The sequence below is a fragment of the Roseovarius sp. YIN77 genome (assembly GCF_057219155.1).
The window spans coordinates 14073-38623 of the sequence record NZ_JBXVVI010000023.1; the positions used below are offsets into that span (position 1 = coordinate 14073).

Here is a 24551-nt window from a genome sequence, read left to right on the forward strand (position 1 = left end):
AGGTGCTGGACAGAGGGCGCGCTTGGGCGGATACTGCGCGCATGAGTCTGCCCCCCGGTTTCCTTGATGAATTGCGCACGCGCACGAGCCTGTCACAGGTCGTGGGGCGCAAGGTCATGTGGGATGCGCGAAAATCCAATCAGGGCAAGGGTGATATGTGGGCGCCATGCCCGTTTCATCAGGAAAAGACCGCGTCCTTTCATGTCGATGACCGCAAGGGATTTTATTACTGCTTCGGCTGCCATGCCAAGGGCGACGCGATTTCCTTTGTGCGTGAGACGGAAAACGTAAGCTTTGTCGAGGCGATCGAAATTCTGGCGCGCGAGGCTGGAATGCAGATGCCGGAACGCGACCCAAGGGCACAGGAAAAGGCCGACCGCCGCACCGAATTGGCCGAGGTTATGGAACAGGCCGTCCAACATTTCCGCCTGCAACTGAAAACTGCCGCGGCAGCAGAAGCGCGTGACTATCTGGCCCGGCGTGGCCTGTCGGAGGCGACGCAGGACCGGTTCGAAATCGGCTTTGCCCCCGACACGCGGCAGGGATTATACCAACATCTGACAGGCAAGGGCGTTGCGGCGGACCTGATCATTGATGCAGGGCTGTGCGCCAAGCCCGACGATGGCGGCGCGCCCTATGATCGGTTTCGCGGGCGTATAATCTTTCCCATTCGTGATCCCCGGGGTCGGGCCATCGGGCTGGGCGGACGGGCGATGGACCCGAACGCGCGGGCAAAATACCTGAACTCGCCCGAAACCATACTTTTTGACAAGGGCAGGAGTCTCTATCATCACGGCCCCGCGCGAGAGGCCGCCGGCAAAGGCCAGCCATTAGTGGTGGCCGAAGGCTACATGGATGTCATCGCCCTGTCAGAGGCTGGGTTCGGCGCGACCGTTGCGCCGCTTGGCACGGCCATCACAGAGGATCAGTTGCAGCTCTTGTGGCGCATATCGTCAGAGCCGATTATCGCGCTGGATGGCGATACGGCGGGCCTGCGCGCCGCCATGCGGCTGATCGATCTGGCCTTGCCGATGCTGGAGGCCGGGAAATCCCTGCGCTTTGCCCTGATGCCCGAAGGCCAGGACCCCGATGACCTGATTAAGGCACAAGGGCGTGGCGCGATGCAGAAACTCATCGATGCGGCCCAGCCCATGGTCAGCCTCTTGTGGCAGCGCGAAACCGAGGGCAAGGTTTTTGACAGCCCGGAGCGCAAAGCGGCATTAGACAAATCCCTGCGCGAGGCGATCAAACGTATTCCGGACCCGTCTGTGCGCAATCACTATGGCGAAGAGATCAAACAGCTTCGATGGGCCCTGTTTCGTCAGGGCTCAAGTGCCAAGCGCGACTGGCGCAATCCCCGCCAGGCACCAACGGCCCCGTTGCCGGGGACCAAGGCTTCTGCCCTTGCCAGTGGCGATCGGGTCGATGAACGTTTGCGCGAGGCGGTCATCCTGGCCACCTTGATCTTGCATCCGGCCATTGCTGAACAGTTCGAAAGTGCGCTTGAGCGTATGGAAATCCGTTCTGATGACCATCGCCACCTGCGTGATGCGATCCTGCGCCATCTGGACGTTCCGCATGCAGAATTTCGGCAGGCGATTGAGGAAGATATCGGCGCGGCGGCCCTTGAAAATCTACTGGTGACAGGCCATGTGATGCTGGCCCCGACGATCCGCACGCCCGGAGATGACGACATGGCGACCACATGCGTGGCCGAAGAACTGGCGAAGCTGGAAACGCAACGGGGCATTCGAAGAGAAGTGGATGATGCCGTCCAGGATCTGTCTGACATCGCTGATGAAGGGCTGACCTGGCGTCTGCGCGAAGCCGCCGAGGCCCGCAACCGGGCGGAGCGGAGCGAGACCGAAGATACCGTCGCCTATGACTATGGTGACAACGGTGCGCCCATGGATAAGGCAGAGCGTGACCGGCTGAATGCGCTTCTGAAAGGGATCACTTTTACGAAAAAGAAGCGCGGGCAGGGCTGATCGCCTTGTATGTCCGCGCGAGAGACGCAAAGTAAACGGGTTGCGAATCATTGATTCGCATAGTTGATTCGTTTTGAACCGAATCAGCCCCATTGCTGAGGAGCACTTTATGGCCGCTAAAGATACCGACGACCGCAAATCTGACGACAAGGAAAACCCGCATTCGCTGGACATGAGCCAGGCCGCGGTCAAGAAGATGATCGCAGAGGCCCGCGAACGTGGCTACATCACCTATGACCAGCTCAATCAGGTTCTGCCGCCGGAACAGGTTGCCTCTGAACAGATCGAGGATGTCATGTCGATGCTGTCCGAGATGGGCATCAACATCATCGAGGATGAGGATGACATCGAAGACGAGGACAAGGGCGCAACTGATCTGGTGACCACCGCCGGTGCGCGCGAAGTTACCGTTGCCACGGCTGAGACCGAAAAACTGGATCGCACCGACGACCCGGTGCGCATGTATCTGCGCGAGATGGGATCTGTTGAGCTTCTCAGCCGCGAGGGCGAGATTGCGATTGCCAAGCGGATCGAGGCCGGTCGCAACACGATGATCCTGGGCCTGTGTGAAAGCCCGCTGACCTTTCAGGCGATCACCATCTGGCGCGACGAATTGCTGAGCGAAGACATTCTTCTGCGCGATGTCATTGATCTGGAAACCACCTTTGGCAATTCCATGGACGGCGACGATGATGAACAGGTTGTCCAACCTGCCGCCGCCGGTGCCGCGCCCGCAGCCGCCAAATCCGAAGAGCAGGAACTGGACGCTGACGGCAACCCGATTGCCACTGATGATGACGATGATGAGGACGAACAGGCCAACATGTCGCTGGCCGCGATGGAGGCCGCGCTGAAGCCGCAGGTTCTGGAAATGCTGGACCGCATCGCTCATGACTACGAAGAACTGTCCAAAATGCAGGACGCCCGCCTGTCCGCCACGATGAGCGAGGGCGACAACTATTCCGACAAGAACGAAGCCAAGTATCAGAAACTGCGCGCAGAGATTGTTGAACTGGTCAACGAACTGCACCTGCACAACAATCGGATCGAAGCGCTGATCGACCAGCTTTACGGCATCAACCGCCGGGTCATGTCGATCGATTCCGGCATGGTCAAACTGGCTGATCAGGCCCGGATCAACCGTCGCGAATTTATTGACGCCTATCGCGGCTATGAACTGGACCCGACATGGATGGACCGCATGGCGGAAAAATCCGGCCGGGGTTGGCAGATGCTGTTGGAGCGTTCTACCGACAAGATCGACACCCTGCGCAACGATATGGCGCAGGTTGGCCAATATGTCGGTCTGGATATCTCTGAATTCCGCCGCATCGTTCAGCAGGTGCAGAAGGGCGAAAAAGAGGCCCGCGCCGCGAAGAAGGAAATGGTCGAGGCCAACCTGCGTCTGGTGATCTCTATCGCCAAGAAATACACCAATCGCGGCCTGCAGTTCCTGGATCTGATTCAGGAAGGCAACATCGGCCTGATGAAGGCGGTGGATAAGTTCGAATATCGCCGCGGCTATAAATTCTCCACCTATGCCACATGGTGGATCCGTCAGGCGATCACCCGGTCCATTGCCGATCAGGCGCGCACCATCCGTATCCCGGTCCATATGATCGAAACGATCAATAAACTGGTGCGGACCGGTCGTCAGATGTTGCATGAAATCGGCCGCGAACCGACACCAGAGGAATTGGCAGAAAAACTGCAAATGCCGCTGGAAAAGGTCCGCAAGGTGATGAAAATCGCCAAGGAGCCGATCAGCCTTGAAACCCCGATCGGGGATGAGGAAGACAGCCAACTGGGCGATTTCATCGAGGATTCAAATGCGATCCTGCCACTGGACAGCGCCATTCAGGACAACCTGAAAGAAACCACCACCCGGGTTTTGGCCTCGCTCACCCCGCGCGAGGAACGCGTGTTGCGCATGCGTTTCGGCATCGGCATGAATACCGATCACACGCTCGAAGAGGTCGGCCAACAATTCAGCGTCACCCGCGAACGGATCCGCCAGATCGAGGCCAAGGCTCTGAGGAAGCTGAAACACCCAAGCCGCAGCAGGAAGCTGCGGAGTTTCTTGGATCAGTAGAGGAAAGCGCCCCACGGGGCGCTTTTCCGTCTCGGCTCAATAGGACCGGGCGACCAGCCCGGGCAGCGCCCGACCCTCCCCAAGGAGGGCGCTTTTGATCCGGGCCGCCTCAATACCAACTCAGACGCGCGGGGCCCGATAAACTGCCAGTAAGCCCCCCTGCACATGCGCCCACCAGGGTCGGGGGCCGCCCTTAGCACCTTCGCATTTGCGCCTGTCCTGAAACCAACTATGATCGGGGTTGGTTGATGTTTCATGTCAGGATCGAATGATGTCTCTGCTCTCCAAACTTTTCGGTGGTGCCTCCAAATCCGCGCCCGAACCAGAAACGGTCGAGTATAAGGGCTTCACCATCACGCCCATCCCGATCCGCGAGGATGGTGGTTATCGCCTGTCCGCCAAGATCGAAAAAGACATTGGCGGAGAAGTCAAATCTCACACTCTGATCCGCGCTGACATCATTCCGGACATCAACGGTGCCAATGAGGCCGCGATCCGCAAAGCGCGACAGATGATTGATGAACAGGGTGAGCGATTGCTTGGATGAGACACAAGCCCGTTCGGGCGACCAGCCCGGACAGCGCCTGACCCTCCCCCGAAGGGCGCTATTGATAGGGCGCACCACAAAGACAGCGCTGATGTCCGCAGGCCGATAAACTACCTGCAAAACCCCCCGCACTTGCGCCCCCCAGGGCCGGGCTCTGCCCTTTTCATTGTGCTTGGTCTCTGATGCAGGCAGACAAGGGATATGCAAACCACATTTACCATCTCTACCAATGGCCCGGGCCTGTACGAATTCACCCGTGATGTGACGCGCTGGGTTTCCGGCTGGGGTGGGAACGGTTTGCTGACGCTTTTTGTGCGCCACACTTCTTGCTCTCTGCTGATACAGGAAAACGCCGATCCAGAGGTGCAGACCGATCTGCAAAACTTTTTCCACCGGCTTGTGCCGCCCACGACCGACCCGTCGATGGCCTATCTGACCCACACCTATGAGGGCCCCGATGACATGCCCGCCCATATCAAGGCGGCGATGATGCCGGTCAGCCTGTCGATCCCGGTGACAGACGGGCGGCTGGCGCTGGGAACGTGGCAGGGGATCTATCTGTTTGAACACCGCAACCGCCCGCATCAACGGCAGGTCGTGGCGCAAATTAGCTGATTTTGCTGGGCATTTTGCATACTGTCGCGATGCAGTTGGAATACCGACGTAATACCGACACGCTAAATCCGGTAGGATAAATTCCCCTCTACCCAAGTGGTCGTCTGTGTCCTATAGTGCTTGTGGATAAGTGGGGACAGAAGGCAAGGACCGAAACATGCGCTGCCCGTTTTGCGGAAATGTCGAAACTCAGGTTAAAGATTCACGCCCGGCAGAGGACCACGTCGCCATCCGGCGCAGGCGGTTCTGCCCGGCCTGTGGCGGTCGTTTTACCACCTACGAACGTGTGCAATTGCGCGATCTGGTGGTGGTGAAATCCAATGGGCGTCGCGAAGATTTTGACCGCGATAAACTGGAACGTTCCATCCGCATCGCCTTGCAAAAAAGGCCAGTTGAGCCCGAACGCGTGGATCAGATGATCTCTGGCATCGTGCGACGATTGGAAAGCACAGGCGACACGGATATCAAATCCCATCTGGTGGGCGAGATCGTGATGGAGGCTTTGGCCCGCATCGATACCGTCGCCTATGTGCGGTTCGCCAGTGTTTACAAAAACTTCCAGGAAGCAGAAGATTTCGACAAATTCGTCAGCGAACTGCGCCCGAACGTCCAGTCAGAAGAGTGACCCAGTCAGACGAACGCTATATGGCGCTGGCGCTTACGCTGGCGTCCCGCGGCTTGGGAAATGTCTGGCCCAACCCGGCCGTCGGTTGCGTGATTGTCAAGGATGATCGCATCGTCGGGCGGGGTTTTACGGCCCCCGGCGGGCGTCCGCACGCGGAAACGCAGGCGCTGGCGCAGGCCGGATCAGCGACCAGAGGGGCCACCGCCTATGTCAGCCTGGAACCTTGTGCCCATCACGGCAAAACCCCCCCTTGTGCCGAGGCCCTGATTGACGCGGGGGTTACGACCGTGGTCTGTGCGATCACAGACAGCGATCCTCGGGTTTCCGGCAAGGGGTTGAAAATGCTGGAAAATGCGGGGGTTTCGGTACGTATAGGCGTTTTTGCCGATCAGGCCAGACAGATGAATTCCGGCTTTTTCAGTCGGGTGGAACGGGGCCGCCCTATGCTGACCCTGAAGCTTGCCAGCAGCTTTGATGGTCGGATCGCCACGGCCACGGGGGAAAGCCAATGGATCACCGGGCCCAAGGCACGGCGCATGGTTCACGCCCTGCGCGCCCGCCACGATGCTGTTATGGTCGGGGCCGGAACCGCGCGGGCCGATGATCCATCACTGACTGTCCGCGGAATGGGCGTCCGCCACCAACCCGTTCGGGTTGTTATGTCGCGCAGACTCGATCTGCCACTAACCGGGCAGTTGGCGCAAACCGCAAAAGATATCCCGGTTTGGCTGATCCACGGAACCGATGCTGACCCTTCTCTCGTTGCCGCTTGGCGCGATCTGGGCGCGGTACTGCTGCCGGTACCGCAGATCGGTGGTCGGCTTGATATGGAGCTGGCCCTCAGCGCGCTGGGGGAAGCCGGACTTACCCGTGTATTTTGTGAGGGGGGCGGGGCATTGGCGGCATCGCTTTTGCAAGCAGATTTGGCTGATGAATTGATAGGGTTTACAGCAGGTTGTGCGATTGGGGCAGAGGGGCGACCGGCGTTGGGCTCGCTCGGCCTTGAGCGGCTGGCAGAGGCACCTCGCTTTGCATTGAAGGATGTTCAGGCTATCGGCGCTGACATTGTTCACCGCTGGCAGCGCAACAGCGATTAACGTCGCCAAAGCCAGCTTTGGCTGCTGAATAGCCCTTGCAGTTTTGACAGGCTGCGGTTCAGGGGGCCAGCAGCAGGCACCTGTCCCGCCATCAGACACTCAACAACCAGTTCAACCGAACAGGGTTCACGGGTCACCGGATCAATGTAGCGTGGATAGTCGATCAAGGCCGCATGAACCAAGCCGTCCAAACTGACACGTGCCGCTCGGCGCGCGGGGGTAGGGGCGCGGTCGACGGTCAATCCCCAACCGGCATAAAAGGGGACACCCGTGCAGGTCACTTTGATGCCACGCAACAATGCCTCGAACCCCATCAGAGAGGTCATGGTCCAGACTTCATCCACCTTCCCCAAGATCGCAGCAGGCGCACAGTCTGGCAGGATGACGTCGGCATGGCGCAAAATCTCGTCGGTTTCTAAATAGCCCTGTCGTAGCCCAGCAACCACGTCCGGATGGGGCTTATAGATGATCACCGCATTGGGATTGTTCTCTCGCACTGCCTGTAAAAGCGCCAGATTGGTGCTGATTTCGGTGCACCCCAGTTGAATGGATGCGTCATCCTCGACCTGTCCGGGCACTAGGATGCGATGACCCGTCGGCAGGTCAGGAAGGGGCTCAATTCCAGCATTGTATTTGGATAATCCCCCCGAAATTAAAGAGGAAATGAGTTTTTGAGCGCGTAATCTCTGCCCATCACCCAGCGATGATCGGTTTGAAATCATCTGCTCCAACTGGCTTGGCGAGGTCGGATCATAGTAAAGAGCATGGATATCCCTAACCAATGAATACGGCGGGGTCAGTTTCGCCCCCAGACCATGGGAACGGATAAAGCCATCTTCTATTCGAACGGTATTTTCTGGCGCGGGGGCCATCCCCCAGATCATGGGTCGTCGGGCACCCTCTGCAATGTCAGTTGTCTGATTATGAGTCTTTGCAAAGCAAATTTTTTGATGGCGGCCGAAAAACTTCTGCACATGAGATCGCTTCCACAGACGGATGTTTGAAGCGGTGTAACCATACCGATCCTCCCGCCATGCCCGTGCTTCTGCCTCCAACGTATCAATCACGCCTTCGATTTCGCACAGTTGATCTCGTCTTGGGTCATACCATACCGGATAGAGCATCATGGCTGCCGCGAAGAGTTGTGTGCGGCTTAGCGTACGATCGCGACGCATGACCGGCATGTCATCATTGGTCAAACCCCAGCTTGCATAGAATGGTTGCCCAAAAATGCGTGGCTTGTGCCCGGCCATAATGGCCTCGAACCCGAACTGAGAAGAGACAGTGTAAACCGCGCGGGCATTATCCAACAACGTCCAAGGAGATATCGAGATATCGCAAAAAGACGTTCTCTGGTTCAGATCCTCCTGTCGGTAATAACCAGCCCGACCCCCGATTTGAGTTTCCGGGTGTGTCTTGATGACAATTTCCGCCCCCGGATTTTCTATATTTGCGGCGGCAAGCATATCAATGAATGTTGACCGATCGGCGTCAGAGGCCCTGACAGAGGCGTCATCCTTGGCTTGATCGATCACCAGAACATAGCCGGGGTCTGGAAGCGGAAGATCGGGATCAACTGCCGAATATTTCGTCAGATGTGCCTCTTTGATACGCTCAATGGCGGATCTGGCTCGGTTCAACAAGGCCGTGTCGTCCAGCGCATCGCGCCGCAGGATGTTTTCCAGATCGGACGGTTGCGTGCCGTCGAAGTGAAGGCCCGTCTGATCGAGAAACAGACCTATTGGGGGCGTTCCTGTGCGCCCCGGAAACAGCGACCTTAAAAAGGCATCTTCAATCCGCAGAAGGGCAGCGCCCCGGCGCGCGGCGATCTGTTTACCACGGTCAGATGTCGGGCTTGCGCCCCAAACACCCACTTTGTCACCCTTAGCGGGCAGGCCAAGCCGGATGTCGTAGCCGGACAATTGTAATATCCGTCGCAGACGCTTTTGAAACAAGAAGCCGCCGCTATAGACGAAGAGATTTTGTCGGCGTCCTTGTCCGGCCGTTCTGGCCCTGTGCACGTCAGGTTCCGGGGTCGAAATTGCTGATAGATTCCAGGGAGCCCAGCGATCCAAGCAACGCTGATACGGCCTTGTTCCATTGAACAAATGGGGCCTCTGTCACGTAGACCGTGTCCTCATCGCGGATCTCGAACTCCTTGGCATTGAACAGCCCGCCGGGCTCTGTCAGATTCAACACATAGACCACACGCTGCGGACCGGCGAGGTCATGGCGCGCGGTTACCATATTGGCCACATCGTCTGTTTCATTGCGCAGGATGAATATCCCAGTGGGATCTGCCAGACTGGTGCGCAATCCACCCAACTGTGCCAAAGCCTCCATCGCGGATACGGTTTGCGTGCCGAATTGAACTCGCGTCTGTGAACCTGTCGCCCCTAATGCGGTGAAGGCCCGAGTGTCCGCCTCTACCACGATACGATCCCCGGGGCGCAAGGCGATGTCCAGTGAGGTGTCGTCATTCAATTCGCTCAGCCAGATGCGGCCACGCTCTGCACCGCGGATCACGGTGATCAAAGCAATCTCGGGTTTGATCGACACCCCGCCTGCCGCGGCGATCATGCCTGACAGTCTGCGGGTGGGACGCTCAATCGGATATATTCCTTGCCCCCCAATGTTTCCGGTAACCGTCACAGTGGCACCGTCGCCCGCCGTGCGTAGCACCATGACCTGTGGATCGGGGGTCTGATCCGACAGCTTTTCTGTGATGATGCGGCGCAAAGCCTCTGTAGAGTTTCCAGCAGCGCGGATCAGTCCAGCATAGGGGACAAAAATCATGCCTGAACTGTCCACCTGCATCCGTTCCAAAGACACGGGCGCGCCAGCGGTTGTCAGTATTCCGTCATTCACGTTTTCCCACAATGTCAGGCTCAATGTGTCGCCGGGCTGAATGGTATCTGCGCCGAGCATGGTGGTGTTCAGGAAGCCAGGGGCAAAGCCAAGGCTGGGATCAACTTTGGTCGCGTCAGAGATTGCCGGGGTCACGTTCACGACATGCGCAGAAATCTCACCATCTTCCTGCGAAGCCAGCAGTTCAGACTTGCTGGGCCCGGACCGGGGCAAGCCACAGGCCGTGAGAGTCAAACCCACCAAGGCGATCAGCGTGTACCTGGTCCAGCGATTTAAGAGAATCCCCAACTGCCCTGTCCCCCGTCGTGCTTGTTTGGTGCAACACTTATGGCTGAGAAATACGAAAGAAAGGGTGAAAAAGCCAGCATCCAATTTGAAACTAGCCAATCAACTGCAATTTACTCTGCCTATCTTGGGTGCAAGACGGTGCAATGTCGTAGGGGTCACTATCCGACAATATCTTGTCGATCACGCTTCGCAGAAGCTGCCTGCGCCCTTTAGCAGAATAGTACCCTCCTGGAATCTGTGATGTTTCCAAAAGGAATTGGCGATAGATCAGGTAGGTCTCTTTGTCGGGCGGGGTGGGGTTTTGAAAGAACTCCGCGATGGGCTGGTCGGAGATGAACTCTGGTCTAGAATAAACCGCTTGGCCCAGGGCTTTCAGGGGCAACCCACGCCACAAGACTTGTTGACCGGCAGTGGAATTGACGGTGAGCGCACTTCTGGCTTGATCCAACAAGGGGGCAAGTTTCCCTCCGCTTATGAAATGGACACGGTCAGAGACACCAAATTGCCGCGCAAGTCGTTGGATGTGGCTCTGCAAGCCTGCGCGCCCGTCTTCCAGAGGATGCGCTTTGTACACGAGATGCTGATGGTGGGCTGCGCCTTTTGCAAAGCCCTGGATCGTTACATCCAGAAACTCCGACATCGTGTCAAATGGCGCATGGTGCAGAAAGCTCGCATCATGTTCCAATTGCAACAACACCAGGTGGAACGGAAAGCCACCTGTTCTGATGCGCCAGCTCGCCCAAATCCGTCGGATGGTGGTGAGGGGCATCAGGGCCAGCTTTCTGATATACAAGCGAAACTCCTGGCGGACCGTCAAGTGGCGATGCGGCTTGAAATTTGGGTAGCACCTACCCCGGCACAGTACAAACCAATGATAGACTGCCCCGTAAAACATGTGCTGGCGCATGTCGCCCCATGTGGCAGGAACAGCTGGTGGAGGGGATTTTGACTGGCGATGCCGCGCGATGATTTCAGAGAGAGGTAGCGACATCAGCGGCGAATGCCCGTTCGATCCGTCTCTCTCATAGGTCACCCAATAGGGACGCAAATATCCTTCTTCAAACACATGTATTCGCAGGCCAAGCTTGCCGGCTTGTTCAATAGCTATGGCGTGAATTGGGCGTGTATCACCATAGAGCATCAGATCGGTGATGTTGTGCGATATCAAGATATTGGCGATAAACGCGTCCCAGTCGGACAAGTGACCCTGAAACGGAATATAGTTGTCAGCATTTCGCCAAAAGGCGCGGTCGCCCGCGTTAAACCCGATCCGCCACACATTTGAACCGGCGCGCCGCAACATGTGGCTCAATTGCTGAAAGAATGGCCCATGCGGTCCCTGCAGAAAGAGGAAGTTTCGTTCCCTGGCGATGATCAGCGCCTTTCGTATCAGATGGTGCCCATGAGGATCGTATATAAAGAAAGTTCTTGTCAGTCTGCAATCCTGTTGCAACGGGGTTGCAGGTAACGATTTGCGCCGTTACCACAATGGCATCAAGAATGGAGCCCCCCATGTTCACTGGCATTGTCACAGATATCGGACTTATCCAAGAGTTGGAGCAGCGCGGTGATTTGAGAGCGCGGATCAAGACGTCCTACGACACGGGCGGGATTGATTTGGGTGCATCCATTGCTTGCGACGGGGTCTGCCTGACGGTTATCGAAACGGGTTCTAACTGGTTTGATGTGGAAATTTCTGCAGAGACGGTTTCCAAAACCAATCTGGATGGTTGGACTGAAAATCGCCCCGTCAATCTGGAACGCGCGCTCAAAGTCGGTGATGAACTTGGTGGGCATATTGTGTCTGGCCACGTCGACGGCGTGGCGCGCATTGTAGACATGACCGACGAAGGCGACAGCACACGTGTCACGCTGGAGGCACCCGATCAATTGGCGCGGTTCATCGCCCCGAAAGGCTCTGTTGCGCTAAACGGCACGTCCCTGACGGTTAACGAGGTCGACGGTTGCAAATTTGGCATTAACTTTATCCCACATACCAAACAGGTGACCACTTGGGGGCATGTAAGGGTAGGTGACCGGATCAATCTGGAAATTGATACCCTTGCCCGATATGTGGCGCGGCTCCAAGATTGGTCATAGCGCGCCTGCGTTAACCATTTGTTGACGTTTTTCTCGGCGCAACAGCCTTAACAAACTATAAACACCCTAGGGCGACCGGCGATTTGGCCGTTGGCCCCATTTTCCAATCATTGCACGTGTCTGCAATTGGCCGCCTGCGCGGCCTGCGGATGAGTTGTGTTTGCACATGGTGAAAGGGTGGTTATGAAGGGTTTTAAGTTGATGCTGTCTGTGATGGCGGTGGGCATACTGTCAGCTTGTGCGGGTGGGTCTGGCGACAAGGTGCGTCATTTCGGGGCCGGTACAGTTGCCGCCTATGCCGGAGAAGAACTGACAGGGTCAAAGGCATTGGGTTGCGCTGCTGCACTCGCTGTCGGCGTGTTGAAGGAACATGTGGATCAAAATCGTGGTGCCAACTTTGATACAGATGACCTGCTCGCGACCGTTGCCGGGTGTTCGGTAACCTTTGTTTTCTGATCAGCAAGAGGGGGTAAGCTCTGGTCAAGTGCTGGCGAATGGGCTATGCCGCTGGCCGACCGAATGGAGTAGCCTGCATGACAACCGCCCCCGATGCTCAGACCTTAAAACAGGCCCTGTCCCCGATCAGTGAGATCATCGAAGAGGCCCGTGAAGGCCGGATGTTTATCCTTGTCGATCATGAAGATCGGGAAAACGAGGGCGATCTTGTGATCCCCGCACAACACGCAACACCCGAGGCCATCAATTTCATGGCGACCCATGGGCGCGGTTTGATTTGCCTGACGCTGACCCGTGAACGGGTCGAGGCATTGGGCCTGCCCATGATGGCAACGCGCAATTCTTCGCGCCACGAAACGCCTTTTACCGTTTCCATCGAGGCGCGCGAAGGGGTCAGCACCGGAATTTCCGCACCCGATCGTTCGCATACGATCAAGGTGGCGATTGATGATAGCTCGACCGGCGCAGATCTGGCGACCCCGGGCCATATCTTTCCGCTGAAGGCACGCGATGGCGGTGTTCTGATCCGCGCTGGTCATACCGAGGCGGCAACCGATGTCAGCCGTTTGGCCGGATTAAACCCGTCCGGCGTGATTTGCGAGATTATGAACCCCGACGGCACCATGGCTCGGCTGCCCGAACTGGTGGAGTTTTCCCAAGAACACGGCCTGAAAATTGGTACGATCTCTGATCTGATTGCCTATCGCAGTCGCCACGATCACCTGGTTTCCGAAACCCGGAGCGAAGATGTCAGCTCTGCCTGGGGCGGGGACTGGACAATGCGGGTCTTCACCGAAGAAACCGAGGGTGTTGAGCATGTTGTCCTGGTCAAAGGTGACATCACCACACCGGAACCGGTACTTGTCCGCACACATGCGTTGACGGTGCTCGAAGACACGTTAGGGATCGGTATTGAAGGGCGCGGTGATTTGGCCCGTGCAATGGAAATCATCTCGAACGAAGGGCGTGGTGCAGTATGTCTGTTTCGCGAACCCCACGCGAAACTGGTTATCGAAGAGGACGAAGGCCCCCGCACGATCAAGCAAACCGGACTTGGGGCGCAAATCCTTGCCGCCATGGGATTGCATGAATTGATCCTACTGACCAACTCTCCCGAAACTGTATATCTGGGTCTGGATGCCTTTGATCTGAAGATCGTTGGTACGCGCCCAATCAGAAAGGACTGATCATGGCTGGACAAGAGAGCCATTATATTCTGCCCCGTCCCAGTTTTGACAAGCCAGTCAAGCTGTTGATCGTTGTGGCACCTTATTACAAAGATATTTCCGACAATCAGATCGCCGGGGCCAAGGCAGAGATTGAGGCCGCAGGCGGAACCTGGGATTTGGTCGAAGTTCCCGGTGCTTTGGAAGTCCCAACCGCAGTCGCCATGGCGGATCGGCAGTCGAACTTTGATGGTTATGTTGCGCTGGGATGTGTGATCCGCGGCGAAACCACCCACTATGATACGGTTTGCAATGACAGCTCTCGGGCTTTACAATTGCTGGGCCTCCAGGGCCTTTGCATCGGCAACGGCATCTTGACAGTTGAAAACCGCAAGCAGGCAGAGGTCCGCGCCGATCCGTCTGATCAAAATAAAGGTGGCGGTGCCGCTGCTGCGGCCTTGCATCTGATCGCGCTCAGCCGTAAGTGGGGCGCCCAGACCAAGGGCGTCGGGTTCAAGCCAACAGGCGAGAGCTTTCAGATCGCCGGTGATGACAACGGACCCACAAACGCATGACCACTGACAATGGCGAACAGGCCGACAAACCGAAGACTCGTGACGAAATCCGCCAGATGCGTTCGGCTGCGCGATTCTTTGCGGTGCAAGCTCTGTTTCAGATGGAAGCATCGAATCAGGATCTGGATTCAGTGCGTCGCGAATTTGAAAGCCATCGTTTTGGTGAGATATTTGACGAATTCGAAATGGCCGAGGGTGACACCGGCCTGTTTCGCAAGCTGATTGAGGACACAGTTGGCCATCAGGCCCGGATCGATCAGATGACAGACCGGGCGTTGGTGGCCAAGTGGCCTATCGCACGGATTGATCCCACCTTGCGTGCTCTGTTTCGGGCTGCGGGCGCCGAACTGACCGAAGGCAATACCCCTCCCAAGGTGATCATCACTGAATTCGTCGATGTGGCAAAGGCGTTCTTCCCGGATGGCCGGGAGCCGAAATTTGTAAATGCAGTCTTGGATCACATGGCACGAGAGGCCAAGCCCGAAGCCTTTTGAGGCGGAGGTGCAATGCGGATGTCCGCCCAGATCGGCAGATGATCTGACGCGATTTTGGATGTCTGATCCTCTTTCACCCCAGCATCTATCAACGTAACGGCATCACCAAATGCAAACCGATCCAATGCCGCAATGGGGCGAGAGGCGTGAAAGCTACGCCCCGGGCTGACCAACCTGTGCCTTTCGGTCAGGGCAGAAAGTCCCCCAACTTTTCTCCACTCATTAAAATCACCCATAATGATGGAGCGTGCCACGACGTGGGTATCGAGCGTGCCTTGAATGATTTGGCACTGCTTGCGACGGCTTCCGCGTGTCAGTCCCAGATGTGTGGCAACGATCACCAACGGGTGGCCTGTATACTCCAAGTGAACTTCAACAGCGCCACGTGGTTCCAATCCCGGCAAGGTGATCAGGCGTATGTTCTGCACCGTTATGTCAGGGCGCACCAGCACGGCATTTCCATGCCAGCCCAAGGAGACATCATTTCCGCCCAGCGACAGTGGCCGCAACCCGGTACGTTCAGCTATTTTTTCGGCATCAATTGCGGAAACTCGATCGCCCAATCTTTTATCGGCTTCCTGCAACGCAATAATATCTGCGTCAAGCGACGCGATGACATCCATTGTTCGTGAAGGCTCTCGACGAAAATCCAATCCCACAGCCTTGCGCATGTTGTAAGACGCTAGGCGCATGACGTGACCGTTGCGATGCATGTGAATTGCGGGTGGCTGTGTGCTCATCCAATATATATGGGTATTGGATCGCGGCCTTTCACCCCTTGCCGAATGACCAATCACGACCTTAGGATTTATTTATGAAGATCCGGCAGCAAACTTTGATCGTCCAGTTCATCTGGCTGATTTTGGTAATTTCTTTTTTAGTTTCAATGGTCATGGGGCGGTGGTCGATAACATTTGTCTCTGTGGCCACGCTCATCCTATCCATGGCACCGGCGCTTCTGGCTGAACGCTTTCATTTACGCCTGCCCATCAGTTTGGTCGCGATCATCGTCGTGTTTGTATTTTCCACCCTGTTTTTGGGGGAGGTTTTCGACTTCTACGAACGATACTGGTGGTGGGATGTCGTCCTGCATGGGGGATCGGCCATCGCGTTTGGAATGATCGGTTTTCTGTTCGTCTTCTATCTGTTCGAAGGGGATCGTTTTGCCGCCCCACCCATGGCAATGACCTTCATAGCATTCTGTTTTGCGATCTCTATCGGAGCTGTGTGGGAGATATTTGAATTTTCCATGGATCAGCTCTTTGGTTTGAACATGCAAAAGTCAGGCCTGATCGACACAATGTGGGACCTGATCGTCGATGTCATTGGCGCCAGCCTCGGCTCATTCGTTGGGTATTTCTATCTGAAAGGGCTGGAGCTGGGTGGGCTTGGCGGCGTGATATCTGAATTTGTCCGTCTGAACAAAAGTCTGTTTCGAAAATTCAAATAGTCAATTGTAGGAAAAAGTGGCGGGCCCACACGCAACCGTGGAGGTTATCTCATTCCCGAGGACCTGTATGTACAGGTGGGCGCCAGGTAAACTGACCAGGGCCAGAACAGAGCCAGCTCCCTCGGATTTGCTTAAGGCCACCGGAATGCAACCGGTACACGAGAAGGGTAGAACCCGCCAGCGCCTTACCTATGCGCCCAATGCGCTGCTTGCAAGATGAGAAAGAAGTTCAGCTCATTTTGTGATCAGAGTGGAAAACGCAAAAAAATGGCTTAAGTTGGTGTTGAACGCGCATGGATATGGTGGGGGCAGATAGATGATCGATTATCCTGTTGATATGTCGATGAAACCACATGTCGAGGGGTTCTTCGATTCACAAACCAACACGATTTCATATGTTGTTGTAAATCCGGATTCAAATTCCTGTGCGGTGATCGATTCCGTCATGGACATCAACTATGCCGCAGGTCGAATAACCTATGAACATGCGGATGAAATAATTGATTACATACAGAAAAACGGATTGCGCCTGGAATGGTTGATCGAAACGCATGTCCATGCCGACCACCTATCAGCGGCCCCTTATATTCAGGAAAAACTGGGTGGAAAAATCGGTGTCGGGGAAAAGATCACAGTCATTCAGGAAGTCTTTGGCAAGATCTTTAACGAAGGCACAGAGTTTCAAAGAGATGGCAGCCAGTTTGATGCATTGTTCAAGGACAGGGATCGGTATTACGTCGGTAACATGCCGGTTTTTGTCATAAGCACACCGGGTCACACGCCGGCCTGTATGGTCCACGTGTTTGGGGATGCCGCCTTTGTCGGCGACACATTGTTCATGCCGGATGGGGGCTCTGCCCGTGCCGATTTTCCGGGCGGCTCTGCTGAGGAGCTGTATGATTCAATTCAGAAAATCCTGGCACTACCTGATGAAATGCGCCTGTTCATGTGCCACGATTACGGTCCGAATGGTCGCGATATCCGGTGGGAAACAACGGTGGCCGAGGAACGGGTGCACAACATCCATGTCGGGGGTGGAAAATCCAAAGAAGAGTTTGTTAAATTTAGAACTGAACGTGACGCGCAGCTGGATATGCCGACGCTGATTGTACCGTCGCTACAGGTCAATATGCGTGGCGGGGAAGTGCCGACAGATAAAGATGGCAATCCGATGCTGAAAGTGCCCGTGAACAAACTTTGATGGTCGGGCGTCAGCCCCCCAGGATTGACAGCCACCACCACACACTGACGATGGATAGCGCGGTGCAGACTAACACAGATGAGGCCGCCACTCGCTGTGCCCGCACATATAAGCTAGCAAAAACATAAGTGTTGATCCCGGGCGCCATGGCGGCGGTCAATAGGGCCGATCGAAACGAGGCTTCATCCAGATCGACCAATCGCCCAGTGACCCAGACAAGTGCCGGATGCGCCATAAGTGAAATGGTGCATACAAACAAAATGACCCGAATGTCCCCTTGCGGACGGTAGCGCACGAGAACGCCCCCCAATCCGAAAAGTGCCGCAGGGATCGCAGCGCGGATCATCAGGTCTATCGCATCAGCAGGTATACCCGGCACAGCGTGGCCAGACAGGTTGACGGCAAATCCCGCAGCGATGCCGATGACCAAGGGATTGCGCACCACAGATCGAATTACAGACATGAATGCGGTGAACAGGCCTTTTCCCCTGTTGCGCACCAACTCCATCGCAATAATGCCAAGGGTGTAGCCGAACGGCGCGTGCAGCGCGACGATGGCATAGTTCCCGGCCAGAGCGTCCGATCCATAGGCGCGTTCGGTGATTGGCAACCCCAACAGCACAGTGTTGGAGAACATGCAGCAAAAACCGATCGCGACGGCTTCCTGCCAATTTCGGTGGAACAAATACCGGACCCCCAGAAACCCCAACAAAAAGCTGATTGTCGCGCCCGAATAAAAACTAACCAACAAGGGAAGGGTAAAGCTTTGACCCAGATCGAGTGTCGAAATGGCGCGAAACAGAAGGCAAGGGACGGCGAAGTTTTGTGTAAACTTCATAAGGCCATCGACACCAGAAGCGCTGAACAGTTTAAACCAAACAGCCAGATAGCCGAATCCCATGACCAGAAATACGGGAAGGATCACTTCGACAAGGGCTTGCATCAGGCAGGTAACGTAATGACCATGCCGTCATAGGCAGGTTCGATATGGTCCGGGGTTTCGAACATGACCTCGTCATAATCCATATCGATATGCATATTGGTCAGAACACCCCGTTTGGGTTTGGCGCGCTCAATCCATTGCAGTGTTTGTTCGAAATGGGTGTGTGTCGGGTGCGGGGTTCGACGCAATGCATCCACCACCCAGACATCCAAGCCGTCAAGCATTGGCCAGATGTGATCGTAAATTTCCCCAACATCCGGCATATAAACCAAGCCACCAACACGAAACCCAAGCGCATCGATTATCCCGTGGCCAATTCTGATCGGGGATAGGGTAATCACCCCGCCTGCGCCGTCGATATGCACATCGCCATCGATCGAATGCATTTCTAAAATTGGCGGATAGGGGGAATCCTCGGGCTGGACGAACGCATAGCCAAAGCGGGATAAAAGGTCGTTTTGCGTGGGGCCGTCTGCCCATACTTTGACCCGTTCGCGCATCAGGAAATACACCATTCGCAAATCATCGATGCCGTGGACATGATCAGCATGGGCGTGGGTATAGACCACACCGTCCAGATGGGTGACCTCTGCCGCCAGCAATTGCTGGCGCATTTCTGGGGGCGTGTCGATCAGGACAGTGGTTGTTCCCGTTTCAGAGATGCGTTCAACTAACATGGCACAGCGTTGGCGCAGGTTTTTCGGGTTGTTCGGGTCACATCTGCCCCACAGCCCACCGATACGCGGCACACCGCCCGACGACCCGCTGCCCAATATGGTAAAGCGTAGCTTGGCCATCATGCGACATTTGCAAAATTTGCGGCCTTGCGAAACAGGCGGTCAAAATTGGCCTGGGTCTGTTTGGCAAAATCTTCATATGGCAATCCAAAGAGATCGGCGCCGACCTGGGCCGTATAGGCGGTGTAAGAGGGCTCATTCCGTTTGCCGCGATAGGGGGGCGGGGCGAGGTATGGCGCGTCGGTTTCCACCAAAATGCGATCAACCGGTGCTGCGGCAAAAATGTCGCGCAGCTCCTGACTTTTGGGAAAGGCGGCAATGCCGGACATGGACAGATAAAAGCCCAGGTCAAGCGCGGCTTGCGCCAGTTCCGCACTGGATGAAAAGCAATGCATGACGCAGGTATATGGTTTCGCTCTATGTTCCTCGGTCAGGATGCGCGCCATATCAGCGTCCGCTGCACGTGAATGTATGATCAAGGGCAGGCCAGTTTCTTGTGCGGCGTTGATGTGAATGCGCAGGCTTTCCTTCTGCACGTCGGCGCTGTCCGAAGTGTAATGATAATCCAACCCTGTTTCCCCAATACCTACAAATCTTGGGTGTCGGGACAGCGTGATCAATTCCTGCACCGTTGCCATGGGCTCATCCGCAACGCTCATCGGGTGCGTCCCTGCGGCGTAGAAGATCGGGGCGTGTGCCTCTGCAATTGCACGAATTGCAGGCTCGTTTCGCAGCCGTGTGCAGATGGTTACCATGCGGGTGACGCCTGCAGCGGCGGCACGCGAGATGATATCAGGCAGCTGGCCCTCAAAATCGGGGAAATCCAGATGGCAATGGCTGTCTGTAATCTCTGCGGGTCTGCTCATGCTACGCCTTTTCAGGCGGCCCATTTTGCCGCCGTCTGATCAATTTTGAACCCCATATCAAGGATCAATGCGGCAGGGTCAAGATTGACTGCGATACCGTGACGTATGCGGGCGGACAGTTCTTGTTGAAGATCAGCCCAGGCGCGGGCCGCTGCCGGGGTCGGGGCGAGCTTGCGAAACACGGCGGCCTCTCTCGGTGCGGCCTCTCCCAATTCGGTGACCAGAATGCCCGAACGCGCCAGTCGGGCCAGCAATGTGTTCAGAAGATCCAGCAACAGATCGAGCCTTGTCTTGGCAGCCTTGCCAGTCATGCTATCGGCCAGTCTCAGCAACGCAGGACGATCCAATCCGGGCAATGTTGCAAACAACCCGACCAGACTGGCATATGTTTCCATGCCGCCAAGGTTTAACAGACGCATAGCCTCGCCCGCCGAACCAGCTGCAAGCTCGGACAGGGCCGCCATTGCGGGGGCGTCGGATGCGCCCTGAGCCTCCAATGCAGCGTGCAAATCTGCAGGAGGCAGCGGGTTCAGGCGCAATGTGCGACAACGGGACCGGATGGTGGGCAACAGGGCCGAAGGTTGATGGCTGATCAAAATCATCACCGTGTCGGCCGGTGGTTCTTCGAGTACCTTGAGCAGCGCGTTCGCAGCAGCATTGTTCATCTCATCGGCTGAATCAATAATCACAACACGTCGCCCTCCGTCAGCGGCGGATAAGGTGAAAAAGCCCTTGAGGCTTCGAACGTCATCAACCGAAATGACGGTTTTCAAACGCTCTGCCTTTTCGTCCCAGTTGCGACGCAACAAAAATAGCCGAGGCTCCGATAGGGCGATTAACCGATGTGCGATGGGATGGTCAGGATCAACATCCAAAGAGGTCGGGGCAGGGGGCGTATCACCAAACAGTCCTCCTTCTTGCTGGTCCGTTGGGGTCGTCAGCAAGAACCGCGCCATTCGCCATGACAAAGTTGCCTTACCCACCCCTTTCGGCCCTGTCAGCATCCAGGCATGATGCAGTCGTCCAGCACTGAATGCCTCAAGAAAAGAGGCCTCTGCCGCCTCTTGACCGATCAGGAGGTTGGTTTCGCGCGGGTGGGGGGCACCTTCGATCCGATCCGGTTCTGGCCGATCTTCTGCGGCCGTCATGGCAATCGTCCTTCAGCGATTTCTGCAACCTCTGAACTGATGCTGGCGATGTCACGATTGCCATCAATAACCACACAGCGGTCGGAAAACTCGCTGGCCAGCGACAAAAATCCGGCACGCATTTTGGCCTGCAAATCCTCGCCGAACCCTTCGAACCGTTCTTCCTCTCCCTGACGGGAGAGGGCACGGTTCAGGCCTAGGCCTGGATCCATGTCTATGATGAATGTCAGGTCGGGTTCGCGACCGATTATTTTTGCATGTAGGTCGTCGACGACCGCGCGCAGATCGCCTCGGCTGATCCCCTGATAGAGCCGCGTGGAATCCGCAAACCTATCGGATATCACGACCTTACCCGCCGCGATGCCTGGGTTGATGGTCTTTTCCAGATGATCGCGTCGTGCTGCAGTAAACAATAGGATTTCTGTCTCAGCAGACCAACGATCAGGGTCACCCTGCAAGACCAAGGCGCGAATTTCCTCGGCCCCGGGCGATCCGCCGGGTTCGCGTGTCAAAACGACATCTCTCCCGGCCTTTTGCAGATGATCGGCCAACAAACGCGCTTGCGTAGATTTTCCCGATCCGTCAATTCCTTCAAAGGTAACAAAATATCCGTCGGCCATCAGAAGAAGCCAAGCCTTTCACGCACGACATCGCGGAAAAACACCTGCGCCGCTGTTTGAAGGCGCGGCACAAACCCACCCTTGGGCACATCACGATCAGCAACCAGTGGCAATCTGAGCTCAGGCAATCCTTCACGCGTGACCACCAGCTCTCCGATCTCTTGTCCTTTGGCAATTGGGGCGGTGATGGGGGATTGGTAAATTACCTCGCCAGAGACTTCATTGCGGTTCAAGGCAGGGATCAACATGGCGTAGTCTTCGGGCGCCACCAAGCCAACTGTTGTTTCAGCCCCCAGCCAGACGCCCGATGTTGCCAATTGTTGTTCTGCCGACAGAACCTTGCGCAATGAAAACTGGCGGAACGCCCAACTGACCACACCCTCCGCCTCTTCGCGACGCTCTTTCTCTGATGTCAGGCCGGTGATCACGAAAACCACACGACGGTGCCCCTCTACGGCAGAGCCAACCAAACCATATCCCGCCTCATTTGTATGGCCAGTTTTCAACCCATCGGCACCAATTCCCAGCGACAACAAGGGATTGCGGTTTCGCCTGTTATCTGGGGCCCGCCCATCATATTCGAACTCTTTTTGTGCGAAGAAGCCGTAATATTCAGGGAAGTTTTGGATAAGCCGCGTGGCCAGAACGGCCAGATCATGCATACTCATCCGCTGATTGGGATGTGGCCACCCGGAAGAGTTCGCAAAAACGGAATTGGTCATTCCCAAATCTTTGGCGCGTGCATTCATCATGCGTGCGAAGGCCTCTTCAGACCCGGCGAGGCCTTCTGCAACTACGACGCAAGCATCATTGCCTGACTGTACGACTATCCCCTGGATCAGTTCCTCAACAGTGGGCCGATCGCGCGTGTTCAGGAACATTGTAGACCCGCCCATCGCCTGCGCTTTGTCGGACACGCCGAACCGGGTTTCCATGCTCACCCGTCCATCCTGCAACGCCTCAAACAACATGTTCAAGGTCATCAGCTTTGACATAGAGGCGGGCGGAAGCGGCTGATCGGCATTTTTTTCAAACAGAACGGTGTCGGTCGTCACATCAACGACGTAAGCCGCGGTTGCTTGCGTGTCGAACGCCTGCGCATGCCCCGCGCATGACAGACAGATCGTTATCGCTGCGAAGAATTTGGTCAGGGTGTTTGCCATGGGCCTGGTCCTTATTCCTTGACGTAATAGGCGTCCGGGAAGCCGGCGACCTTGACCGCATTTAGCAGCTCTGTGCGGTCTTCCCGCGAATTTGCCGGCCCGACGACGACGCGCCAGAAGGTCTTGCCGTTGATCTGATCCTGACTGATCAACGGTTCCAGCTCTGCATTGTTCAAAGATGTCGCTGCCTCCAGCGCATTGGTTTCAACACTGAAAATACCGACCTGAACATATGGCTTGGACAGCTGGGTGGCAGGGGCGGCCGCAACTGCGGCGACCTCGGTTGTTGCAGCGTCAGCCGTATCTGCGGCCTCAATTGCGGCGGCCGCACTGGCGATTGGATCCGTTTCCGCTTCGGCAGTGACGTCCTGAGTGGCAGGCTGGGGCTCTGCGCTTGCTTCTTGCTCAATCTCTTCCTGTGTTTCGATTGGCTCAGCAATCTCTTCTACAGGGGCAGGAATGACTTCTTCGATCGTGACCTCTTCGCGCCGTAGCACAATGAGGCTGAGCTTCGTTGGATCGCCCGCCAGCAGGCCAAGTTCTTGCGCCGCGTCGGACGAGACCTGAATCAAAGGCCCTGGCAGTTCACGCTCCCTGCGAAACAGCGCAGCCTCTATCACGTTCCCGGATTCGGTATTGGTGACACGCACTCGTTCAGGCGCGCCGACACCAGGATGGGCCACCCAAACACCGCCCAAAGAAGGCCGTCCGTCCCAAAGGGCCATATCCGTAGTTTCAAAGATATCCGGGCGTTCGACGTCTCGTTCTTCGACCCTGGTCTCAATTGTGCCGCCGCCATCAATTTGCTCGCTTGAAATTTGTCCAAATAATCCGCCACTTGCCGTCTCGTCGCAAGCAGTCAGAAGCAATCCGGCCCCCGCCAAAATTGCAACGATCTGTGGCCTTGAAAAATAGGTCGCTCTTGCCATTACTCGCCCTCTTGCGCACTGAAATGTGCGAAACGCCGGTTTTCGGTCTGGTTGTTTTTCACAGTGTAGCGCTGACAAAATACATTTTAAAGGGCCAGCGGGCCAATTGCGCTCTTCATCGGCAATATTCCCCTGACATTCTGCACTTTCAGAATCAATGCGGGCGTTGTAAGCGAAGTTCGGACCGGAGGAGTGGCAGAGTGGTCGAATGCGGCGGTCTTGAAAACCGTTGAACGTGAGAGCGTTCCGTGGGTTCGAATCCCACCTCCTCCGCCACTGAACAATCTTACTCGATATTTCCCACCATCATTAAGTTAATAATACAACATATTTATATGGGTATTTCTGCATTCTGTCATTTCATTGGCTTTTGCTCAATTATGCCCGTATACTTTCACTGAGTGGTATTTATTGTGGTATGATTGATGGCCGCGCTGGGCGGAAAGCTAACAAAGAAGCTGGTGGAGAATCTAGGGCCGGGTCGTCATGGGGATGGGTCGGGTCTTTATTTGGTTGTGGATCCCTCAGGCGCACGGCGCTGGATTGTCAGGGTAACCGTCAAAGGACAAAAGAATCGCAAGGG

At 56.0% G+C, this 24551-nt stretch carries 25 protein-coding genes and 1 tRNA gene; 15 read left to right on the top strand and 11 right to left on the bottom strand.

What is annotated here, in order from left to right; translation table 11 throughout:
- Positions 1-41: 41 nt before the first annotated feature.
- The 6 genes from dnaG to ribD all read left to right on the top strand — a co-directional run bounded on the left by dnaG (position 42) and on the right by ribD (position 6964).
- The gene (dnaG, locus tag AC2D8P_RS14980) at positions 42-1988 is read left to right on the top strand and encodes a DNA primase (protein WP_484703611.1); all 1947 of its coding nucleotides are present in this window, start codon (positions 42-44) and stop codon (positions 1986-1988) included.
- Between the two features lie 109 nt (positions 1989-2097).
- Complete coding sequence (gene rpoD / locus AC2D8P_RS14985) at positions 2098-4080, top strand: RNA polymerase sigma factor RpoD (protein WP_484703612.1); 1983 nt, start codon at positions 2098-2100, stop codon at positions 4078-4080.
- A gap of 271 nt (positions 4081-4351) precedes the next feature.
- Positions 4352-4627: an HlyU family transcriptional regulator gene (locus AC2D8P_RS14990; protein ID WP_484703613.1), complete on the top strand. Its 276-nt coding sequence runs from the start codon at positions 4352-4354 to the stop codon at positions 4625-4627.
- Between the two features lie 201 nt (positions 4628-4828).
- Positions 4829-5242 (top strand): secondary thiamine-phosphate synthase enzyme YjbQ, encoded by a 414-nt coding sequence (locus tag AC2D8P_RS14995; RefSeq protein ID WP_484703614.1) that lies wholly within the window; start codon positions 4829-4831, stop codon positions 5240-5242.
- Between the two features lie 157 nt (positions 5243-5399).
- Complete coding sequence (gene nrdR / locus AC2D8P_RS15000) at positions 5400-5867, top strand: transcriptional regulator NrdR (RefSeq protein WP_484703615.1); 468 nt, start codon at positions 5400-5402, stop codon at positions 5865-5867.
- Positions 5864-6964 carry a bifunctional diaminohydroxyphosphoribosylaminopyrimidine deaminase/5-amino-6-(5-phosphoribosylamino)uracil reductase RibD gene (gene ribD, locus AC2D8P_RS15005; RefSeq protein ID WP_484703616.1) on the top strand — a complete coding sequence of 367 codons (1101 nt, stop codon included), beginning with the start codon at positions 5864-5866 and terminating at the stop codon, positions 6962-6964. Before nrdR ends, ribD begins: the two co-directional genes overlap by 4 nt.
- Here ribD and AC2D8P_RS15010 read toward each other — a convergent pair.
- From AC2D8P_RS15010 to AC2D8P_RS15020, 3 genes are all read right to left on the bottom strand, one after another.
- Positions 6961-8985 (bottom strand): capsular polysaccharide biosynthesis protein, encoded by a 2025-nt coding sequence (locus AC2D8P_RS15010; protein ID WP_484703617.1) that lies wholly within the window; start codon positions 8983-8985, stop codon positions 6961-6963. The genes ribD and AC2D8P_RS15010 overlap by 4 nt on opposite strands.
- Position 8986: 1 nt before the next feature.
- A complete protein-coding gene (locus AC2D8P_RS15015) occupies positions 8987-10072 on the bottom strand; it encodes a polysaccharide biosynthesis/export family protein (RefSeq protein ID WP_484703618.1) in 1086 nt (361 codons plus the stop codon).
- A 139-nt stretch (positions 10073-10211) separates the two neighbouring features.
- Positions 10212-11423 carry a capsule biosynthesis protein gene (locus AC2D8P_RS15020; protein ID WP_484703619.1) on the bottom strand — a complete coding sequence of 404 codons (1212 nt, stop codon included), beginning with the start codon at positions 11421-11423 and terminating at the stop codon, positions 10212-10214.
- A gap of 209 nt (positions 11424-11632) precedes the next feature.
- Between AC2D8P_RS15020 and AC2D8P_RS15025 the strand changes: the two genes are divergently transcribed.
- The 5 genes from AC2D8P_RS15025 to nusB all read left to right on the top strand — a co-directional run bounded on the left by AC2D8P_RS15025 (position 11633) and on the right by nusB (position 14911).
- A complete protein-coding gene (locus AC2D8P_RS15025) occupies positions 11633-12220 on the top strand; it encodes a riboflavin synthase (RefSeq protein ID WP_484703620.1) in 588 nt (195 codons plus the stop codon).
- A gap of 183 nt (positions 12221-12403) precedes the next feature.
- A complete protein-coding gene (locus AC2D8P_RS15030) occupies positions 12404-12676 on the top strand; it encodes a hypothetical protein (protein ID WP_484703621.1) in 273 nt (90 codons plus the stop codon).
- 77 nt (positions 12677-12753) lie between these two features.
- Positions 12754-13863 carry a 3,4-dihydroxy-2-butanone-4-phosphate synthase gene (gene ribB, locus AC2D8P_RS15035; protein WP_484703622.1) on the top strand — a complete coding sequence of 370 codons (1110 nt, stop codon included), beginning with the start codon at positions 12754-12756 and terminating at the stop codon, positions 13861-13863.
- A gap of 2 nt (positions 13864-13865) precedes the next feature.
- A complete protein-coding gene (locus tag AC2D8P_RS15040; protein ID WP_484703623.1) occupies positions 13866-14417 on the top strand; it encodes a 6,7-dimethyl-8-ribityllumazine synthase in 552 nt (183 codons plus the stop codon).
- Positions 14414-14911, top strand: a complete 498-nt coding sequence (gene nusB / locus AC2D8P_RS15045) for a transcription antitermination factor NusB (protein ID WP_484703624.1) — start codon at positions 14414-14416, stop codon at positions 14909-14911. The genes AC2D8P_RS15040 and nusB overlap by 4 nt, the downstream gene beginning before the upstream one ends.
- Here the strand turns inward: nusB and AC2D8P_RS15050 are convergent.
- Positions 14875-15651, bottom strand: a complete 777-nt coding sequence (locus AC2D8P_RS15050) for an endonuclease/exonuclease/phosphatase family protein (protein ID WP_484703625.1) — start codon at positions 15649-15651, stop codon at positions 14875-14877. The genes nusB and AC2D8P_RS15050 overlap by 37 nt on opposite strands.
- A 74-nt stretch (positions 15652-15725) precedes the next feature.
- Between AC2D8P_RS15050 and AC2D8P_RS15055 the strand changes: the two genes are divergently transcribed.
- A complete protein-coding gene (locus AC2D8P_RS15055; protein ID WP_484703626.1) occupies positions 15726-16361 on the top strand; it encodes a DUF2238 domain-containing protein in 636 nt (211 codons plus the stop codon).
- 316 nt (positions 16362-16677) lie between these two features.
- Positions 16678-17562: an MBL fold metallo-hydrolase gene (locus AC2D8P_RS15060; RefSeq protein WP_484703627.1), complete on the top strand. Its 885-nt coding sequence runs from the start codon at positions 16678-16680 to the stop codon at positions 17560-17562.
- A gap of 10 nt (positions 17563-17572) precedes the next feature.
- Here the strand turns inward: AC2D8P_RS15060 and AC2D8P_RS15065 are convergent, their stop codons facing one another.
- Genes AC2D8P_RS15065 through AC2D8P_RS15095 form a run of 7 tightly spaced genes read right to left on the bottom strand, consistent with a single transcriptional unit; the run spans position 17573 to position 23968 of the window.
- On the bottom strand, positions 17573-18505 hold the full coding sequence (locus tag AC2D8P_RS15065; RefSeq protein ID WP_484703628.1) for an AEC family transporter: 933 nt from the start codon (positions 18503-18505) through the stop codon (positions 17573-17575).
- Entirely contained in the window at positions 18505-19302 is a 798-nt protein-coding gene (locus AC2D8P_RS15070) for an MBL fold metallo-hydrolase (RefSeq protein WP_484703634.1), read from the bottom strand. The genes AC2D8P_RS15065 and AC2D8P_RS15070 overlap by 1 nt, the downstream gene beginning before the upstream one ends.
- Complete coding sequence (locus tag AC2D8P_RS15075) at positions 19302-20108, bottom strand: TatD family hydrolase (protein ID WP_484703629.1); 807 nt, start codon at positions 20106-20108, stop codon at positions 19302-19304. Before AC2D8P_RS15075 ends, AC2D8P_RS15070 begins: the two co-directional genes overlap by 1 nt.
- A gap of 11 nt (positions 20109-20119) precedes the next feature.
- Positions 20120-21256, bottom strand: coding sequence for a DNA polymerase III subunit delta' (locus AC2D8P_RS15080; protein ID WP_484703630.1), 1137 nt, complete (start codon positions 21254-21256; stop codon positions 20120-20122).
- Positions 21253-21876 (bottom strand): dTMP kinase, encoded by a 624-nt coding sequence (gene tmk, locus AC2D8P_RS15085; RefSeq protein ID WP_484703631.1) that lies wholly within the window; start codon positions 21874-21876, stop codon positions 21253-21255. Before tmk ends, AC2D8P_RS15080 begins: the two co-directional genes overlap by 4 nt.
- Positions 21876-23039 (bottom strand): D-alanyl-D-alanine carboxypeptidase family protein, encoded by a 1164-nt coding sequence (locus AC2D8P_RS15090; protein WP_484703632.1) that lies wholly within the window; start codon positions 23037-23039, stop codon positions 21876-21878. Before AC2D8P_RS15090 ends, tmk begins: the two co-directional genes overlap by 1 nt.
- Before the next feature lie 11 nt (positions 23040-23050).
- The gene (locus AC2D8P_RS15095) at positions 23051-23968 is read right to left on the bottom strand and encodes an SPOR domain-containing protein (protein ID WP_484703633.1); all 918 of its coding nucleotides are present in this window, start codon (positions 23966-23968) and stop codon (positions 23051-23053) included.
- Between the two features lie 186 nt (positions 23969-24154).
- Here AC2D8P_RS15095 and AC2D8P_RS15100 point away from each other — a divergent pair.
- A tRNA-Ser gene (locus AC2D8P_RS15100) sits at positions 24155-24244 on the top strand.
- Between the two features lie 149 nt (positions 24245-24393).
- On the top strand, positions 24394-24551 hold a 158-nt coding region (locus tag AC2D8P_RS15105), incomplete at its 3' end, for an Arm DNA-binding domain-containing protein (protein WP_484703635.1).